Below are 18,880 nucleotides of genomic sequence, written 5' to 3'. Positions count from 1 at the left end.
GCTGCCGCTATCAGAGATGAGTGCTCTTTATCAAGAACTCATAATCCTCCCGCCAATGAAGCAAATGTTGAATTTAATAATAAAAAAAGGCCAACACGAAAAGTTAAAAGATGCGTTGCGTGTGAGATGATATTAAAGGATTTTTTTATAAACCATGCAAGTATTAGGACTGTTGAAAGGTTTACAAAAAAGTAAAGGTTTATATGGGTTTTATTTGCATCGACAGCGGCTGTTAAGAATATTAAAGCTGTAACAATGAGCGTATAGACAAAAATTGTCTTATAAAGGAGTCCCTTAGCGCTGTCAATCTCATGGATTAATTTATCAGAAAGATGTAAATGCATATTAACACCCTAAACGTTCGATTAATCATTGATCATATGGCAAAAATCTTATTTTTTAAAGCCTTTACCTCATGTTATTGACAAAATCAAAATGATGGAAGTTTTTAACTTAACAATTCTAAACAAAAAAAATAACAAATAATCATCACTGCTTCTCTTGCCACTTTATTGTTTTAGTTGTTCTTGTGCCTCTTATGACACAAGGACAATTTCTGTAGCTGTATGAAATTTCACAGCACTATTTAAATATGAATATTCAGCTAACCGAAATTATGCGCCTTATCACCAACCTGATCCGCACCGGCACCGTGTCCGAAGTTGATCCAGTGAACTGGCTGTGCCGGGTGAAAACGGGCGACCTTGAAACCAACTGGATTAACTGGCTCACCCTGTGCGCCGGTAGCACCCGCACGTGGTGGAAACCTTCCGTCGGGGAGCAGGTCGTGCTGCTGAGCCTGGGCGGCAATCTTGAGACCGCCTTTGCGCTGCCCACCATTTATTCAGAAGCCTTCCCGCCGCCCGACTACTCGTAAGCCCGCGCTGAGCAAACTGCTGAACGCCGATTACGTTCTGAATCCGGTCCGCCCGCTGCCGGCGGTCGGCGGCAACCCGGCCATACACGGCATCGAACCTAACGAAATCGACGTCACGCTGGATCTGCGCGAGCGCGTAAGGCACACGGTGGTTTACGGCACGACGCGCGTGGGTAAAACCCGGCTGGCCGAGCTGCTGATCACCCAGGACATCCGGCGCGGCGACACCACGATCGTGTTTGACCGAAGGGGACGCTGACCTGCTCAAGCGCGTGTGGGCGGAGGCGCACCGCGCCGGTCGCGGCGACGAGCTGACCATCTTTCACCTCGGGTGGCCCGACATATCGGCCCGCTATAATGCCGTGGGGCGGTTCGGGCGCGTCTCCGAGGTGGCCTCACGCGTGGCCGGGCAGCTGAGCGGCGAAGGCAACAGCGCGGCGTTCCGGGAATTTGCCTGGCGGTTCGTGAACATCGTGGCGCGGGCGCTGGTTGCGCTGGGCGAACGGCCGGACTACACGCTGATCACGCGCTACGTGAACAACATCGCGGACCTGTACCTACGCTACGCGGTGAAAGTCATTACGTACAAACTTCCCGACCTGTGTAAGCAGATCGAAAACAACTTCAAACTCTTCGGGGAAGATGACGTGCCCTGCAACATGCAGGAACAGCCGGACGCCGTGCGCATCTGGGCGTATGAGGTGGCGCTGAGCTCCGAACAGGGGCAGCTGTACGACCCGATACTGGACGGCCTGCGCTCTGCCGTGCGCTACGATCGGACCTACTTTGACAAGATAGTGGCATCCCTGCTGCCACTGCTGGAGAAGCTGACCACGGGCAAAACCGCCGAGCTGCTGTCGCCCGACTACCTCAACATGGACGACCCGCGCCCGATCTTGGACTGGGAGCAGGTGATCCGTAAAAAAGGCGTGGTGTACATCGGTCTGGACGCGCTGAGCGACAGCGAGGTAGGCAACAGCATGTTTGCCGATCTGGTGAGTGTGGCCGGCCACATTTACAAGCACGGTATCAACGCGGGCGTGCCGGGGGCGGACGATCGCAAAAAACCGATTAACCCTCACTGTGATGAGTTCAACGAGCTGATGGGCGATGAGTTTATTCCCCTGATTAACAAGGGCGGCGGCGCGGGGATGCAGGTCACGGCCTACATGCAGACGTCCTCTGATATTGAGGCGCGTATCGGCAGCGCGGCCAAAACCTCCCAGGTACAGGGTAACTTTAACAATCTTATCATGCTGCGCGTACGTGAGAACCGGACGGTGGAGCTGCTGACCACCCACACCCAGCTGCCGCAGGTTGAAATCTACAGCAAAACGCTGGTCTCCGGGCACCAGGATTCAGCAGACGTCACCGTTAATCACGACTTTACCTCCAACACGCAGGACCGCGTCGGCACGATCAAGGTGCCGCTGCTGGAGCCGTCGGACATCGTGTCGCGGCCGAAAGGCCAGGCGTTCGCCCTGCTTGAGGGCGGGCAGCTCTGGAAAATCCGCATGCCGCTGCCCGCCGGCGACGCTGCCGACGAGCACATGCCGGACGATATCACCCGCCGGGCCGAAGAGATGCGCCGGAACTACCACAGCAGCGAAGGATGGTGGAGCGGCGGCGCGGCCGGTCCCGGCGCCCTGAAAGGAGATGACAATGGCTGAACCACGTCGCAACGTCACGCTAAAGAACCCACAACAGCAGCCTGTTCCGCCGAGAGAGCACGGACTGATTTACAACCTGGTCTGGGGCTGGCCGTGGAAGCTGGTCGGCATGATCCTGGCCTCCCTGTTCCTGAGCCTGATTGTGGAATACATCGGTATCGCGTTCTTCTGGCCGGAAATGGGCGCCGCACACAGCCAGCAGGTGATGACCACGGAAATGGGCTACCTGTCGTCGGATTTTACCCGCAGCCTGTTGCTCTCTGAACCCTCCGTTACCGTCACGCACTGGATCACGTTCGCCTATCAGTGGGCCTTCGTAGACAGCGGTTTCGTTGGCTGGGTGCTGTCGATGTATGAATCGGAAATGAACAGCGGCAACGAAATTTCCCGCCAGCTGAAATCGGCCAGCGGCTGGCTCGCCGGCTACCTGCAGCAGTATCTGCTTGCCTGCGTCTGGGTGGCCGTGGTGACGCTTATTCGGGTTACGATACTGACGCTCTCCATCCCGCTGTTTGTGCTGGTTATCGCCATAGCCGTGGTGGAGGGGCTGGGGCGCCGCGACCTGCGTCGCTACGGGGCGGGTTACGAGTCGTAGTTTTTATATCACCGGGCGAGAAGGCTGATTAAGCCGGCGGTCTACATAACGGCGATGGCATACCTGTCTTGGCCGTCATCGGTCTATCCCAACCTTCTGCTGCTGCCCGCGGCCATCATGATGGGGCTTGCCATTACGGTAACCACCGCATCATTTAAAAAGTATCTCTGATCTCCCCGGGCCAGCTTCTGCGGGCCTTTCTATTGCTTCAGGTCACTTATCTTCTTTCATTAATTGTTATCCTCAGTGAAATCTGACGCTTCAATGCCGCTAAATCGGCATTCAGGGGCACGCTGCTAGTTGCGTGCCAGCTTGGTTCATTTCATGCCAGAATTGAATGTCTGCTTTGTGCCAGAAGCGGACGTTTCCAACATAAGCATGCACTAACCGGTGGAGAACAGATCTTACGGCATAGCCATGCAGGCTCGCCGGAATCATTAAGGGCATTTTCAGGTTTTGAGCCGGGGTAAAAGTACCAGTAACGCCCCTCTGGCCTCATAAACGTTCTGAAGGCCCCTGCGGGGGTGCGGCCAGGGGTGTTATGTTTAAAACGATGAAAATATTTTTACCGGCGGGTTAAGACTAGCCTTACGCCCAATGCAATGAATGTAGCACCCACAATTCTATCCAGTAAATTTTGTAGCTTTCGATTACCTGCAACAGCTCCTGCCGTGCTGCCAGCTAATATGGCAAATGTCACATCGGTCAAAAAAGCTATAAACGCATATGTTAGTCCCAGTAGCAGAAAGGATGCCGCATGTTGTTCGCCTTCCGGTGTAACAAACTGAGGGAAAAATGAAATAAAGAAAAGGAGCACTTTGGGATTAGTTAATGTAGTGATAAACCCCCTGGACAGTAGCCTGTAGGCACTTACCTTCCTGGTGTTTTGGGGGGCAGCATCTCCGCGGTCCTTTTTGCTTATGAATGTTCCTAACAACATTTTTCCACCAAGAAACATCAGATAGCTCGCTCCAATGTATTTAATCGCGGTGAACATAACAGGAGAGGCGGTGATAAGGGCAGTCAGCCCTAAAGTGCTTGCAATCGCATGTGTGCAACTTCCTAACGCCACTCCAGATGCTGAGACAATACCAGCGCGACGGCCGTTAGCAACGCTTTGCCCAATCACATAAGCCATATCAGGTCCGGGAGTTACAGAAAGCAAAAAAACTGAAAAGGCAAAGAGTCCAAAATTGGTAATATCCAGCATGGCGACCTCAGATGTCCTTGAAATTTAATTTAAATCCAACCGTATAACACTTCATTTTTCAGCTCAAGAAATTTGTCAGCCTCTCCTCACTGGCATAATTAATATTCTATTTTCTGCATCTACGAACCAACTCTCAGTTGAAATGCTGCGTAACACTGAACGTCCGCTTTTCGCTCATAGCGGACATCCCTTACTTTCAACAGGCAGCTTTGTGCCAGAAGTAGAAGTAGCATAAGCACTGTATGGTAAACACAACATACGGGCGGGTAGGAAAAATTGTGCCGGCCGGGCTGATGCCCGCGAAAATCCGGCCGATACTTAAATTATCCTTCACCAGGGATAGGCAACAACCCAGACCATTGGGTTTTTTCTGGCTCCCGGGCGGGAGCCATTTTTTTGCGTTTGCAGCTTATTCCGGCTTGCATAACCGCAATTTTCTTCCATGCTGAAAGCGGGCTGTTCCCCTGCAGGATCCGGCCCATTTGCCGTAAATTGTGAACGAGAATTGATTGTTCAGCCCGCTCCGAAAGATGGTGGGTTTTTTTACGGGCAAAATTCGGCGCGTCAGGCCTCAGGCACCGCGGTGCCGGCAGAGGCGGGGAGGTAAACGGACATGAGAACCCGTTTTTTATCCGCTTACGCTTGCTGCCATGGAGATATTTTTTATTAAGAATGGCTGGCGGCTCCGCCGCCCCCCAATAAAAATAAGCGTCCCTGAATTCCTCTTTGAACCGCAGTTATTGAACTGACACTATAAAACTAGATGGTTCATATCAGGCGGCTGACAGGGCCTGTTTTCGATACTTTACGTGACTCAGGCTGTTTAGATTCTGTTTTATTCCCTCGTGATTGTAATAGTCAATAAACCTGGCAAGAACGTATTGTAAATTGCTGATTTTTATGTGCTATTGCAGGGGGCAGCATTCCGTTTTCAGCTGCCGAAGACGTTTTTCATTATCGCATTGCACAGCATTTTGCCTTGCGGGACAGGCTCTGTTCCAGCCCTGCAGCTTCAAGCCTCTTCTGATCGTGTGGCATCTGATACTACTATCCCTGAACTGAGCGCAGCAGCGGATACCGGTATCCGTCACTTTCTGCTTCCAGTACATGTGCCTGACTTATCCAGTCAGAAAAGCCCGTTTATCTGCTGCAATTTATCGGTAAGCTACATTCCTGAACTCCAGACTTATGATAACGTCAGCGCATGTAAATAACTGCGACAAACGTTCCTGAATCAGGCCGTAGCCCTCTGAAGTGCTCACAATAAATGAGGGTCTGTCAGCTGCAAATAATATGAAGGTACCGTCTCTCGCAAGAAACACTGTCCTGAAGGTGTCTACAAAGCCCCGGCTCAAAGTGCTGGCAATAATATTTAGATTCATTCATCCCGATAATAGGTTAATTTCACTAAAATTTTATAGCTATCCAGCTTAGGCTGGCCGCCAGGCATTGCAGCTGCCTATTATTTTTATCGGTAGATACAGTGACTGCTTTTGCATCTATAAGCAGGCAGGTCCCGTGACTTTCTGCCAGGCATGCGCGCGGGATTGCAAGACCGAGTATCAGGCGACCTGCTGCCTGCAAGTGAAGCAGCCCGCTCCGCAGTCAGGGCTCCGGGGCTGCTGCGACAGGAATATTATGGACAGGCCCTGTTATTTTAGTGCGCGAAGCCGATACAGTCTGTATGCGCTTCTGACTGCTTTTCGGGTTTCTTCGCTGACTACAGGTGCCCGTAAAGCCTCTCTTTCCGGGACCGGGCAACAGCAGGCAGCCGGTGACGGGCTTCATCCGCGTACGTTCTCATGCTCATTTTAGGATAAATAACGGGTTATTTCTGGCAGCAGGCAGGTATTGTGCGGGAAGCACGTCCCGTTCCGGACTGATTAAAAACAGCACAATGCTCACTGATTATACTGACGGGAGTCACCGGATGCGACAGAAGCTTTTCCGGCTGGCCATGATTAACATGGCTACCATTGTTTTACTTTCCTCTCTCTGGGAATTCGGGCTGGAAAAACCTGTTTCGGGCGTACTTTGCCTGGGCTATGACGCCGGCTTTGAGGCGAGTGAAAGGCTGAGATTTATTCTGACGTCCACGATCTTTGCCGGGCTGGCAATGATAATCCCGGGCCTGCTCATCGCAGGCCTCCTCCGCAGAAGCCTCGCAGCAGAGAAAAGTGCCCTCCTGCTTGCCGGAACGGATGAGCTGACCGGTACCGGCAACCGGAGGGCGTTCAGCATCCGCCTGGCTGAACTTGACGCTGGCGGGACACCCTACACCCTCACCCTGATTGACATTAACGACTTCAAGAGCATTAACGACCTTCACGGTCATCAGCAGGGTGATTCCGTGCTGATCGCTCTGGCCCGGCTGCTGACTGAGTTCGCCGGGCCTGAGACGCAGGTATTCCGCATCGGTGGTGATGAGTTTGCTGTTACTTCCGGACATTCTTACACGGATGAGGCAACTGAGACAGCCCGCACCCTTATCAGCCGCGCGGCGGGCGTACGGACCGGACCGGGAACGCTCCTGAGCCTGTCCGTGGGCGTCGCCAGCCCTGCCTGCAGCGCCGGATATGACATCGTGCGGGCGGCCGACCTTGCCATGTATGAGGCGAAAAGGGATACGGCGCACCCGGTGGTTCATTTTACGCTCGGCCTGGAGCAGCGGTTCCGGCGCAGGGAACGGTTACAGAATGACGTTGCCATGGCCGTCAGAAATCACGACATCGTACCTTTTCTGCAGCCGCTGGTCTGCCTTAAGACGGGCCGCATCAGGGGGTTTGAGATACTGGCGCGGTGGACTAATGCTTCCGGACGGGCCGTTGCCCCGGACGTATTTCTTCCCGTAGTGGAGAAACTGGGACTCATGGACACGCTGACCGCCCGGCTGCTGGAGGCCGTCGTCCCGCTGACCCGGGGATGGCCGGCAGGCCTTCATCTGGCACTGAATATCACACCGGAGCAGCTGCTTAAGCCGGCGCTGACGGCATGCCTGTCCCGCCTCATGCAGCATGCCGGACCGGTCAGGTTAGAGCTTGAAATTACCGAACAGAACGTGATGACGATATCGGAAGATGCGCGACGGGCTATCCGCACCCTGAAAGAATCCGGCACCGGCGTGGTGCTTGATGATTTTGGCACCGGCTATTCCAACCTGTCGGTCCTGCTGGGGCTTGGTATCACCCATATCAAGATTGACCGCTCGTTCATCTCTGACCTGATAAACAGCCCCAGAAAAAAAGGGTGGTTGAGACACTGCTGCTGCTTTGTAAGGATCTGGGGGTCACGGTAACGGCAGAAGGAATTGAAGATGCGGCCACTCTTGAATGGCTCCGTAGGCGGGGCTGTGATTACGGCCAGGGCTATCTTTTCAGCCAGCCTGTTCCGGCAGAGCATGCAGCCGGCCTGACTGCATCTGGTCTGGCCGCTGACTTGTGTTCCGGCAGTATCTTGCCCGCGAAGCCTGGCTTTATCGCCTGTGGAGATCTGCCTGGACGCGATTTTCATGAGAAAAAACTACCTCTTTAAAAGTAACGTATATAAATAATTAGCCTCTCAGCCGGCTTAACTAATTTTCATTGCGCAAGCAAACCTTTCAGTTGCGCGATATTCAGGCTATATGAAATGCGGCAGCGAGCCTGATTACTGCCTGCTGTAACCCCGTACACATTATATTGTGTGCAATTCTGTTGTGCTCAGCACTCCTGAATGCGCGCTTTCTGCCGATACCCCTTCATCAAACAAATGTTTTCCGGAGAACCGATGAAGATTTCAACGCGCCTCAGCGCAGGCTTTGGTCTGCTTATTCTGCTTTTTGTCCTGTGCACGGGTATCGCCGTTCACGCCCTGTGGCAGGCCAGGGAAGGGATGAACGACACCGTCGACGTGAAGATGAAACGCTTTGCACTGGTGGTGGACATGCGGAACGGCGTACGCGACATGGCGATTGCCGTACGCAACCTGGCTCTGCTGTCCGATCCGGCCCAGATGCAGCCCGAGTGGCAGCGCCTGACTGCACAGCGTGAGGCCTATATCCGGAAGCGTGAGCAGCTGGAAAAAAGCATGTCAGTCAACGTTTCAGCACAGGGGAAGGCCGCACTGGAGCGGACGCTGTCAACGGAGGGTGTCGCACTTTCCACGCTGATGACGGCCGGAAAGCTGGGACTGGATAACCGCCAGCAGGAGGCTACCGTCTTTCTGATGGCCACCGCCCGGCCAGCGCAGAGGATCCTGCTGAACGCCTTGGACGATCTGACGGACATTGAGATGCAGCTGAGCCGTGATACGGTGTCTGAAAACAGCGCCCGCACCTCCCGGACCGCCGTTATCCTGTCGGGCCTGGCTGCACTGTCCGTCCTGTTGTCCGTGGCCACCTGTTATCTTCTGGTCCGCATGCTGATGCGCCAACTGGGTGGTGAGCCCGCGCAGGCTCAGGCGCTGGCCGCCGCCATCGCCGCCGGCGACCTGACCTCGCCGGTCACGCTGCGCCGCGGCGACACCGTCAGCCTGCTTGCCTCGCTGGACGGCATGCAGGCCAATCTGCGCGGACTGGTGTCGCAGATTAAGGACGCGTCCGCCTCGGTGGCGCTGGCCGCCGACGAAATTTCGCAGGGTAATACCGAGCTCTCCTCGCGCACCGAGCAGCAGGCGGCAGCCCTGCAGGAGACCGCCGCCAGCATGGAGCAGCTGACCGCCACGGTAAAAAGCAATGCGGCCGGCGCACACCAGACCGCTGGCACCGCGCGTGAGACGGCCACGCTGGCCCGTGCCGGTGAAGCTGACGTGCAGCGCATGTCGGAGACCATGAATGAGATTTCGCTGAGCGCGGTCCGGGTACGGGACATAACCTCGGTCATTGAGGGCATTGCCTTTCAGACCAATATTCTGGCGCTGAATGCGGCCGTTGAGGCTGCCCGCGCTGGCGAGGAGGGGCGGGGATTTGCCGTCGTGGCAGGGGAAGTCAGGTCACTTGCCCAACGCAGCGCCAGCGCGGCGCGGGACATCAAGCTGCTGATTGAACAGGCCGTGTCCCAGGTGGAAGGCGGCGTCGCTGCAGCCGCCGGTACGGGAGAGAGTATCCTGAGGATTGTCGGCATGGTGGGAGAGCTGGCCGACGCCATGGACAGCCTTTCCCTCTCTTCCGGCGAGCAGATGCAGGGCATCTCTCAGGTCAGCATCGCCGTCAGCCAGATGGACGGCGTGACGCAGAACAACGCCGCCCTGGTGGAGGAGTCGTCTTCAGCATCGCAGTCGCTGTCAGAGCAGGCCCGCGCCCTGCGCGGCATGGTGGAGACCTTCCGCGTATGACGTACGACAGACACGCCGTACTCACCGGCACGGACCGTATTACTTCTCTTAAGGCCGACGTGGACGCGCTGCTGCAGCAGCTCAGCGAAGGGGAATACCTGAGCGTGGACACGTTTGCCAACAACTGGGTGCACCTGACGACCCTGTACGCGAAAATTCAGGAGCAGATGAACGACCGGATCCTGATGGACCGGCTGGTCCGCACGGACCTGCTGCTGACCGCAGACCTGATGGCGGTGGGCCGGATGATTATGGTGATAAACAATTTTCTGCGCTGCACTGCCACCGCGCACTGAACTGGCCCGCCGGTTCACGTTGACATCAATTTAATCTGACTCAATGCTGTGCGCCCTGAACGGGGCGCAGAACCGCTGCCGTCCGCCCCTGACTGCCTGAGTACAGCTCCCTTAACAGACGTGCCTAGTCCGGCCGCTTCGCCGGAAAAAAGCGGCCCGCCCGGAAGAATGATGATATGAAAGATGAAATCCCCGGGAACCGCGATGCGGCGCCTGAAAACATTGACCAGTTTCTGTGCTTTGCGCTTCACTCGACGTCGTTTACCATGACGAAGCTCTATCCACCCGGCTGAAGCAGCTAGGGCTGACCTATCCGCAGTACCTGGTGCTGCTGGTGCATTAGGAACAGGATGGCCTCACGGTCTCCAAGGTCGGCGCGCGTGTCCGTCTGGACTCTGGCACGCTCAGCCAACTCCTGAAACGGCTGGAGCAGACCAGCTTCATCTGCCGGCAGCGCGATACGCTGCATGATGAACGGTGCGTGCTGATTTTCCTGACGGAGCAGGGCCGCCAGCGTGCCGGCAGATATGGTGTCGGTGATGGACACGACCTGTGATAAGTTGAGTGTGCTGACTGAGCGGGTCGCCGCACTGCAGGAAAGGCTGGTGCGCGCGCGGGCCTGACACCGTTTTACCGCTTCTCGCCTAGTACGGGAGGTATTATAACCACGCCGGGTGAGCTAAATGACGCCGTTCCCGGTGATATACAGCAGGACACCTATGCGTTAGGAGTATGAAGTGTGTACCAGCCGTCCGGATAATATGGAAAAATGTTAAGTCAGTGATAGGGCATGCCGTCTCAGCCCTGATGAAGTGAGGAAAAGAGGTGAGCATGCAGGAGATACGGGGGTCTTTCTGAAGCAGCAGGAGGTCCAGCCTGTGGGCGCGTAAAAAGCTTTACGGCCGGGCAATCAACGTCGTTGCCGGTGACACAGAATTATGATGCCGTGTGCTTCCGTGTTTTAACACCGCGCCGGACCGCGCTAAGGCATCCACCCGGTCCGTGACGCGGCCGGCTGCGTCCTCCTGTTTCCACATGCTCAGTGCCGCTTCATCTTCCCTGATGACGCCTGAGGAGCAGCGCTGACTCATTAACCGGCGCGCCCTCTCTGAGTAAAAAAAGGACCACCTCACCGAGCTTCATGTCTGCCCGGTTTTTCATCTTCTGTTCTGTACATTAACATTGCACCGCATTCCTGGCTTCAGTTATAGCCAGTGCCGGCGACACCGGAATCTGCCAAAGGACTCCGACATCAATGGTCGCCTCTGCGACGACATATTCAACCGGAAATTTATGCACCGCACGACATCCTGCTCTGCGGAGAAACGACGATACATCCTGAGACGGGTATCTGCCGGCCAGAGGCGGAACAGCGCGGGTGCCGGCGCGTTACCCCCGCGCCCTGGCCCCTTATCAACTGGTTGCCGTTCTGAGTTGTCAGCAGGCGTCATTAAATTTTTGATAAACTGAATTATTTTTCTGCGTCAGAATGATATCGGGATATTTCCCGGAATGAATTTCCCTGCCGCCGGCGTTTTTTTGCCTGAAATAGTGCTGTCTGATGAAGTCTGCAGCCGGTCCATCAATGGTGTTTCATGCCACCCCTACCGGTTCGCTTGCGTATCCGCTTTTTTGTATCAAAATTACCCGATGCTTGTTTCAACAGATCCGAGGCACGACAAGTTAGTCTGAACCTTTTTACTAGTTCACCTGTCGACGAGGCGGGTTTTCTTGTGTTTTATGGCTGGCTCCGTCACGGTCACATGTACAGCATTACGTTTTACTGCCATCACAGCCCGTCACGCAGAGGTGCGCAGGGGTCGGTAAAAGGGTAAGGGGTAAGCCCGTACTGCGGCGCCCGTCGAAAATGGACAGAGTGCTGCCACTCCGGAAGCAGGATTAATTTCAGGATACACCCTCACTGAACGTTATCGCTCCTCCAGGGACTTCACGCCGGTCAGTTTATCAAGCGCTTCATGATTGATTTCTTCATCGGCACTGTCGACCGCCGTTGAAATGCTCAGCAGGGCCTGCAGCTCGCTTAACAGAATGGCGGCATCGGATTTAAGCAGTTCGTCAGACTCAGCAGAATCAATAACGGTATTGATGGCCTTGTTAGCACTTTCGATCATTTCCGTTACGCCGCCGTCCCGGCTAACAGCCAAGACGAGTGCGCTGATTAGCAGCGACTGTGCCTCAATGCGCGCTGTCAGCTGTTTCATGTTGGCATCAATATGTGAAATTTTAGCCAGCATGCTCAATACCACGTTTTTCATAGCGTCCGCTCCCGCTCCGGTTAAAAAGGGTGATTTTACTCCTCCTTGCCGGCCCTGCCTACAGCGGCGCTCTGGAAATACATACGGTAATCCTGAAATGCGTGCGGCCCTCGGCTCAGAAATGGTCTGTACCAGTTCCGGGATCCTGAGCCATCCGGAAACACAATGCCGCCCTGTCTTTTACATCCCGTGAAGAAGCGGAGCCCATAAAAAATCCACAAAAATCCACCATTTACCGAAAAAAAGAATGTCTTTACTCTCTAGCTGGCATGTTATGCACACTGTGCTTTGACGCCATCCGGGCGTTACCTGCACGGCTTCGCGGACCTGCCGGTTAAAATATAACGATATTACCAGCCCCGGCGGCGACCGGCATGCCACACCGTCAGACGCTGATACGCGGGCTGCAGTACCGGACGGTGCAAATGCCAGAAAAAAGGCGGATGCCGTTTCCACCTGTCTATGTTGTGGCGGGGGAAAAGGATCTAATGTTCAGAGGCCGCTGCCTGCTGGGGGCTTTTATCTCATCCGGTATAAGCCCGCCGCCAGGTCTGATGGTACCCACGGGAGTTGTACATAACTTATCCACCGTTTTTGTGGATAACGTAATGGGCGTGTCAGAATTCAACGGGAGCCTGTGCTATATATCCCCACCTTCCAGCGGTCAGGTCATTACATGCGTGCTTCCCGCAGGTAAGATGGATTCCGGTTAAAGGAAAGGTGCCGGCATCAGTCAGACGCCTGAAGGCTTCCTCAGTGGCGGATCAGAGCAGAAGACGGCGCACCGACGCCTGGCCCTGTTGCGCTGACAACCACACCGTCAAACCGGATACCGAGACAGCACCCGTCCCGCGTGGTCAGCAGAATAAAATCCACCCGCTTAAGGCAAGTGACCTGATCCGGAAGCAGAAGTTAAGTTGTCTCTCCCGCCCATAATACGGATAAAGGCGTGCATACACGACTGTTGTTCAGTTTAATGTACAGTTCTGGAGAGGCCTCACTGAAGAGTCTTAACGGTTCATTCTTTGTAGCCATGAATACCTGAAGCCGCTTCAGAAAGTCGTCGCTATTGTTACCGGTGCCGAAGATCTCATTGAACAGAATCGTATAGTTCCCGAGCCCGAACATCTATGCTCCGTCATTTAACGGGTTTCGGAAAAGTGATAGTCACCCCCCGCCCGCCTTTTTCGGCGGCCATGTCCGGCAATGTGCAGAAAAAAAACAATAAAGTTTAGTCGTAAACTTCCTGTGCATGGGATCACCATATAATGAATCAGTCCAAGGAAATAGAACAGTTCACCGGAGACGCCATCCTGCAGATAAATAAATTGCGTGCGACGCTGGTGTGAGCCCGCTGTAAATCATGTAGTTCAGGATGCACCGGAGGCATTTGTGTGCTGACGGTAAAAAGTATAGGGCAGGCTGACAGGAAAACGCGAAGTTACGAAAAGGCAATCAGGGTACTACGACCCGGGATCATTTATTACCAGAGTTATCTGCCGGGTATTTAGACGGAATATAACGCTGTTTAAGCTGATGCTCATTTCTGAAGTAGTCTTCGCCGCATTCAGCAGAACAGAAAGCCGTGCCCGCTACAGCAGCTTCATCCCGGCACCAGATACACTTGCCGTCCGGACTCGTTAGTCCGGATTTCCGTGCGGACAGGGCTGAAGCAATCAGCGCCTCCTGTACTTCATGTGCTAAATCTGCATCATCCATCATCTTCCCCTGAGCGTGAGTTATTGTCAGTTGATACACCTGTGAAAAAAGTCCCTTTTATAACCAAGTGTTATCAGTAATTATAGTTCATCCATATGTTTTTGAGTAAACAGCATTCACTGACAGCGCCTGAGTAATACCCATGTTCCTCTGCCTTAATAGGAAAACCCACTGGTTACCGTGCAATGCTAAAGTTTTAGCTGGTCCATTGCTGACATCGATCATCAAGTCTGTGTAAGCAGCTGGTATCCTGCCCCTCAAAGATTTCTATAGCTATCAATAACCTGATATCTGATGACATCTCATTAATTGAGAATGACTCTTTACAGGGCGCCATTTCTTGCAAGCTCATCATGAGCTGCTGGCTGAGGCTGTAGTTTTTGAGGTAACGGAAATCAGCAGATATTATTAATGCATCTAAGAATAGCTGTAAGTGATGAAGGTAAAAAACCTGTTTATTTCCGCCTGTTATGCTGGTCTGCAGAGTGGGCAGTTGAGGCAATACTCGGCAGGTTTTGTCGCCTTGTAATAAAAACAGCAGGTGCGACGAAAGCGCACGTGCTCCCCCTCTGCGTTTTGCTGAAACGGTCTGTAAAAGCGTTTAAGCGGGTTCCAGGGCAGGCCAAAGAGGGAAGGGGAAGCCTGACCGGTCAGCCAGTTAAAGTCTGCATGCTGACGCTGCGTCTGCTCTTCATCCAGCTTATTCATCCGGCCCTGATAAAGCGAAAAGACCCGAACGGCAGTATTTTCCCAGAGTATCTGCACGGGTAATCCGCTTACCTGTGCCAGACTCTGCCAGACCGGTGACAGAAAACCGCTGAAAAGTGCCTCTGCAACGTTCTCACGCCACGCATCCCGCTCACCAGGAAGGTAACCTGGTGCCGTGATGTCTGTGGGCAATGACGACGTCCATAATCCGTCATCATGCGCATACTCAAGCCGGCAAGATGAGAGTGATAATGGTAAGCCCTTATCAAATACGCTCATCGCATAGAGTACATTGCCCGTTGCGAGAAACGCCAGACGCTTTGCGAATAATGAGGCGGCAATGGCCATATCCGGCGCACCCGTTAACGGCATAACGCGACGCAACAACTCACCGCAACATTGCGCATCAAACACATATTCTAACGGCACACTACGCGCATCGGCCTCAGCGAGGGCACGTAAGCCAAAAGTCTTCTGCAGAAATCCATGTTCCTCAGGCGTCAGCATGCAGTGCTCCGGGAAAAGGAATGCACAGCGGTGAGTGAAAGAAAGGATCCTCAATAATCCGGCACTGCAGATTGAATACTTTATTCACCAGCGGTTCAGTCATAATTTCCTTTGGCGCGCCCTGTGCAAAAATTCGTCCGTCGCGTATGGCGACAAGATGATCAGCGTAGCGACAGGCCAGATTAAGATCGTGCAGAACCATAATGATGGTTTTGCCCTGTGTCTGATTTAGGCTGCGTAACAGTTCAAGCACTTCAACCTGATGGGCTAAATCGAGATAGGTTGTAGGCTCATCCAGCATCAACGTATCAGTCGCCTGCGCCAGCGTCATGGCAATCCAGACGCGCTGTCGCTGCCCGCCCGATAATGAATCCACAGGACGATGCTGTAATGTATCAGTGCTGGTCAGGCGAAGTGCCTCATCTACCTGTTTTTCATCTTCTGCTGACCACTGACGCAGCCAGGTTTGAAAAGGGAAACGCCCCAGGCTGACCAGCTGACGTACTGAAATTCCTTCAGGTGGGACGGGCGTCTGCGGCAGAATCGCCAGCTTGCGCGAGACCTGCGCCGTACTGCTGGCATGAATATCCATCCCGTCCAGTATGATCGTGCCCGACTGCGGTTTCTGGAGTCTTGCCATCGCCCGGAACAGCGTGCTTTTACCACAACCGTTACTGCCGATAAACACACATACTTTCGCTACAGGCAGGGTCAGATCAAGCGAGTGGATTACCTGTTGCTGTGGATAGCTTACGTTAAGCTTATGAGTTGAAAGTGACACGTCTGCTCCATCAGTTTACGTACGCTGCCGGAGCAGCAACGCCAGAAAAAACGGCGCGCCGACCAGCGCAACAAAAATGCCCGCCGGAAGATCCGCAGGCCGGAACAGCGTTCTGGCCAACAGGTCGGCAGTAACCACCATTACGCCACCGCCGCATGCAGTGACAAACGCCTGGCCAAAAAGACCATGACGTACGACCTGCCTTCCGAGGTGGGGCGCTATCAGGCCAACAAACGCCATGGCGCCGACCATCGCAATCGCGCCACCGGAAAGTATCACGCAGCCCAGCAACAGCAGCACCCGCATCAGAGGCACCCGCACACCCAGACCTGTCGCGATGGCGTCGTCCAGCATGAGCGCATTCAGATAACGCAGCGAAAACAGCCATAGCGGTAATGCGGCCAGATCGATGACGAGAAGACGCCACACTTTTTCCCAAGTCGCAGCGTAAACGCTGCCGCTAAGCCATACCCAGGCAGAAAAGGTAGTCGTCAGCGGACTGAAAACCAGGATCAGCGTGACCACCGCACCCGCGATTGCCGATACGCCCACGCCGGTAAGAATCAGTCGTAACGGCGTAAGGCCACTGCGCCATGAAAGCAGGAATATCAACCCAACCCCGCAGGTTGCTCCCGTCATCGCCGCCACTGGCATAAGCGTGGTGCCGAAGGAAACGCTGAAAAACGAAAGCCACAGCAGCGCCCCAACGCTTGCGCCGATGGTGACGCCGAGCGTGTCCGGAGATGTCAGAGGATTACCCACAAGCAATTGCATAACTAATCCGGCGAGTCCCAGTCCCGCGCCTGACAAAAGCGCAAGTGCCACGCGGGGTAAACGCAGCTCGTGCAGGATAAAGCTCTGCGCGCTGGCATCAGGTTGTACAAGGAGTCGCACTGTCTGGGGCACCGGCATGGACACATCGCCGGCACTTAATGCTGCAAGCATAATCACCAGCAAAATAAGCAGGCAAAGTAGCATCACCAGCGGCAATCGCCCGGCATACTGGCGTGAAAATGGGCCACAGCGAAAAACGCAGTTATCTGACATTATTTACCCTGCGCTGCGCCAGCACTATGAAAAATGGCGCCCCCATCAAAGCTGTCATGACACCAACCGGCACTTCCTGCGGCAAAATTATCACGCGCGCAACGATATCCGCCGCCAGCAACAATAATGCGCCAAGCAACGCACAGGCTGGCAGCATCAGGCGCAGGTCGCTGCCAAACAGCTGGCGGGCGATATGTGGCACCATCAGTCCGACGAAACCAATGCTCCCGGCCAGTGCGACGGCATTTCCCGCCAGTCCCACGACCAGCAGGCTGGCGATCAGTCGCACCCGGACGATATTTTGTCCAGGGCCGGTGGCAATCTCATCACCGGCACTCAGTACATTCATCTGGCTTGCAAACAGGCAGGCGGCGACTATCAGCAGCGTGCCGGGAAGCAACATTGCATAGATATGCGGCAGATCGTTACCCGCTAGGCTCCCGGCCAGCCAGAACAGCATTGTGTCGAGCGTCTCCTGATCGATAATCAGAATCGCCTGGGTAAAAGCATTGCACAGCGCGGTTATAGCCACCCCAGCCAGCACCAGCCTAAGTGGGTTGTGTCGTCCATTACCTGCTCTGCTGGCGAACCACACCAGCATACTGACAGTGCTCGCACCGAAAAATGCCAGTAAAAGTGTCAGCCAGGGGAAGCTAAGGGAAAAAATGCTGCTGGCCAGCACAATCGCCAGTGCCGCACCTGCATTCACGCCGAACAGCCCCGGGGATGCTACAGGATTGCGGGTCAGAGCCTGCATCAACCCTCCTGCCACTGCCAGAAAGGCACCCACGCCCATCGCCAGGCATGTTCGGGGCAACCGGGAAGTGCGAATGATGGTGTCAGCCACACGGGCGGGATCGGTGTGAAACAAAGCCTCCGCCACCTGCGCCAGCGGGTAGAAGCGCGCTCCGGACATGACGCTGAGCAGCATCATCAGCATCAGAAGGCTGCAACAGGACAGAAAGCGGGCTTTCACGAAGGCCCCCGGCTCAGCGCAAGCTCAACATCATTGAGGATCTGATTTGCGCCAATAAAGCCACCGGACAGGCTCCAGGGAACGCTGTCCACTTGCCATAACTGCCGCGCTCTCACGGCGCGCAATTGCTGCCAAAGCGGATGTGCGGTCATAATCCGGTACTGACGCAGAATAGCCGGGCTATCCGCTCGCAGCAGAATAAAAAAGATGTCGGCATCCAGCAGTGGAAGGTTCTCCATGCTGGAAAAACGTAACGACGTGCTGTTCGACTGCGCAACCTGCTCATTCCAGTCAAAACCGAGTTCGGATATCACCGAGCCGGGAAAGCTTTGCGGAGCGTAGCTACGAATGTGGTCGGGGCGGACTTCAATGACGGACACCCGGGTTCTGGCCCGTGCGCCTAACCGCAGACTTAACAGGGTCTTTAGGGCGGCAATCCGTAAGTCCCATCGTCGAAGCAGATCTCTGGCCTCATTTACCTTTGCGAGTTTTTCTGCAACAACTGTCAGCGTTTTTTTAAACTCAAAAACGTCATCCAGCAGCACCACTGGCGCAATCTTTTCCATCAACGGCGCAACGTCCTGATGTCGAAAACGGGAGGCAAAAATGATATCGGGCCTGAGCATCACTATTTTTTCAAGCGCAGGCTGGGTTTCCAGGCCTAACTGCGGCACCCTGGAAAACTGCTGTCGTAAGTAGCGATAGACCGGCTTTTCAGCCCAGGATTCAACGATTCCACAGGGCATGATGCCCAGCGCTGCCATGCTGTCTGTAGCGGCCTGAAACAGTGAAATGGCACGACGTGCAGGCGGTTGTACGGCCTGCAGGCTGGGTGAAACGCTGGATAACAGCAGCGCTTGCAGACAGCGCCGGCGAAGGGGCGAAAATAATAATTGGTTTTTCATCGT

Annotated in this window: 13 protein-coding genes and 4 pseudogenes; 7 read left to right on the top strand and 10 right to left on the bottom strand. The window is 54.5% G+C overall.

The window, feature by feature from the left end; all coding sequences use genetic code 11:
* Window positions 1–38 precede the first annotated feature (38 nt).
* A complete protein-coding gene (locus ACX8ZY_RS22430) occupies window positions 39–344 on the bottom strand; it encodes a hypothetical protein (RefSeq protein ID WP_346530157.1) in 306 nt (101 codons plus the stop codon).
* A gap of 248 nt (window positions 345–592) precedes the next feature.
* On the opposite strand from ACX8ZY_RS22430, the pseudogene ACX8ZY_RS22425 reads away from it, so the two are divergent.
* From ACX8ZY_RS22425 to ACX8ZY_RS22415, 3 pseudogenes are all read left to right on the top strand, one after another.
* Window positions 593–874 (top strand): annotated as a pseudogene (locus ACX8ZY_RS22425) (phage baseplate assembly protein V); the annotation flags it as partial.
* A 4-nt stretch (window positions 875–878) separates the two neighbouring features.
* Window positions 879–2,547: pseudogene (gene traD, locus ACX8ZY_RS22420) on the top strand (type IV conjugative transfer system coupling protein TraD); the annotation flags it as partial.
* Window positions 2,540–3,313 (top strand): annotated as a pseudogene (locus tag ACX8ZY_RS22415) (TIGR03747 family integrating conjugative element membrane protein). The pseudogenes traD and ACX8ZY_RS22415, both read left to right, overlap by 8 nt.
* A gap of 394 nt (window positions 3,314–3,707) precedes the next feature.
* On the opposite strand, the gene ACX8ZY_RS22410 reads toward ACX8ZY_RS22415, so the two are convergent.
* Together ACX8ZY_RS22410 and ACX8ZY_RS22405 are read right to left on the bottom strand one after the other, a co-directional pair.
* A complete protein-coding gene (locus ACX8ZY_RS22410) occupies window positions 3,708–4,352 on the bottom strand; it encodes a LysE family translocator (protein ID WP_154210914.1) in 645 nt (214 codons plus the stop codon).
* A 773-nt stretch (window positions 4,353–5,125) separates the two neighbouring features.
* Window positions 5,126–5,248, bottom strand: a complete 123-nt coding sequence (locus ACX8ZY_RS22405; protein ID WP_428984805.1) for an IS3 family transposase — start codon at window positions 5,246–5,248, stop codon at window positions 5,126–5,128.
* A gap of 1,001 nt (window positions 5,249–6,249) precedes the next feature.
* Here ACX8ZY_RS22405 and ACX8ZY_RS22400 point away from each other — a divergent pair.
* The 4 genes and pseudogenes from ACX8ZY_RS22400 (at window position 6,250) to ACX8ZY_RS22385 (ending at window position 10,514) form a co-directional block, all read left to right on the top strand.
* Window positions 6,250–7,883: pseudogene (locus tag ACX8ZY_RS22400) on the top strand (putative bifunctional diguanylate cyclase/phosphodiesterase).
* A gap of 234 nt (window positions 7,884–8,117) precedes the next feature.
* Entirely contained in the window at window positions 8,118–9,662 is a 1,545-nt protein-coding gene (locus ACX8ZY_RS22395; protein ID WP_346530389.1) for a methyl-accepting chemotaxis protein, read from the top strand.
* Window positions 9,659–9,958 (top strand): hypothetical protein, encoded by a 300-nt coding sequence (locus ACX8ZY_RS22390; protein ID WP_337016548.1) that lies wholly within the window; start codon window positions 9,659–9,661, stop codon window positions 9,956–9,958. Before ACX8ZY_RS22395 ends, ACX8ZY_RS22390 begins: the two co-directional genes overlap by 4 nt.
* A 388-nt stretch (window positions 9,959–10,346) precedes the next feature.
* Complete coding sequence (locus ACX8ZY_RS22385; protein WP_337016588.1) at window positions 10,347–10,514, top strand: transcriptional regulator, SarA/Rot family; 168 nt, start codon at window positions 10,347–10,349, stop codon at window positions 10,512–10,514.
* Between the two features lie 1,372 nt (window positions 10,515–11,886).
* Here the strand turns inward: ACX8ZY_RS22385 and iraP are convergent.
* The 7 genes from iraP to ACX8ZY_RS22350 all read right to left on the bottom strand — a co-directional run bounded on the left by iraP (window position 11,887) and on the right by ACX8ZY_RS22350 (window position 18,877).
* The gene (iraP, locus tag ACX8ZY_RS22380) at window positions 11,887–12,234 is read right to left on the bottom strand and encodes an anti-adapter protein IraP (protein ID WP_013360048.1); all 348 of its coding nucleotides are present in this window, start codon (window positions 12,232–12,234) and stop codon (window positions 11,887–11,889) included.
* Window positions 12,235–13,710: 1,476 nt separating this feature from the next.
* Complete coding sequence (locus ACX8ZY_RS22375; protein WP_419720293.1) at window positions 13,711–13,956, bottom strand: hypothetical protein; 246 nt, start codon at window positions 13,954–13,956, stop codon at window positions 13,711–13,713.
* Window positions 13,957–14,421: 465 nt separating this feature from the next.
* On the bottom strand, window positions 14,422–15,168 hold the full coding sequence (locus tag ACX8ZY_RS22370) for an IucA/IucC family C-terminal-domain containing protein (RefSeq protein ID WP_337016550.1): 747 nt from the start codon (window positions 15,166–15,168) through the stop codon (window positions 14,422–14,424).
* On the bottom strand, window positions 15,155–15,949 hold the full coding sequence (locus tag ACX8ZY_RS22365; RefSeq protein ID WP_337016552.1) for an ABC transporter ATP-binding protein: 795 nt from the start codon (window positions 15,947–15,949) through the stop codon (window positions 15,155–15,157). The genes ACX8ZY_RS22370 and ACX8ZY_RS22365 overlap by 14 nt, the downstream gene beginning before the upstream one ends.
* Window positions 15,950–15,964: 15 nt before the next feature.
* Entirely contained in the window at window positions 15,965–16,996 is a 1,032-nt protein-coding gene (locus tag ACX8ZY_RS22360; RefSeq protein WP_346530385.1) for a FecCD family ABC transporter permease, read from the bottom strand.
* Window positions 16,986–17,972 carry a FecCD family ABC transporter permease gene (locus ACX8ZY_RS22355; RefSeq protein WP_346530382.1) on the bottom strand — a complete coding sequence of 329 codons (987 nt, stop codon included), beginning with the start codon at window positions 17,970–17,972 and terminating at the stop codon, window positions 16,986–16,988. The genes ACX8ZY_RS22360 and ACX8ZY_RS22355 overlap by 11 nt, the downstream gene beginning before the upstream one ends.
* Window positions 17,969–18,877, bottom strand: a complete 909-nt coding sequence (locus ACX8ZY_RS22350; protein ID WP_346530379.1) for an iron-siderophore ABC transporter substrate-binding protein — start codon at window positions 18,875–18,877, stop codon at window positions 17,969–17,971. The genes ACX8ZY_RS22355 and ACX8ZY_RS22350 overlap by 4 nt, the downstream gene beginning before the upstream one ends.
* Window positions 18,878–18,880 lie beyond the last annotated feature (3 nt).

The organism is Pantoea sp. XAF26B01_ASV70 (genome assembly GCF_054512635.1).
This window is presented reverse-complemented; position numbering and strand designations above follow the sequence as displayed.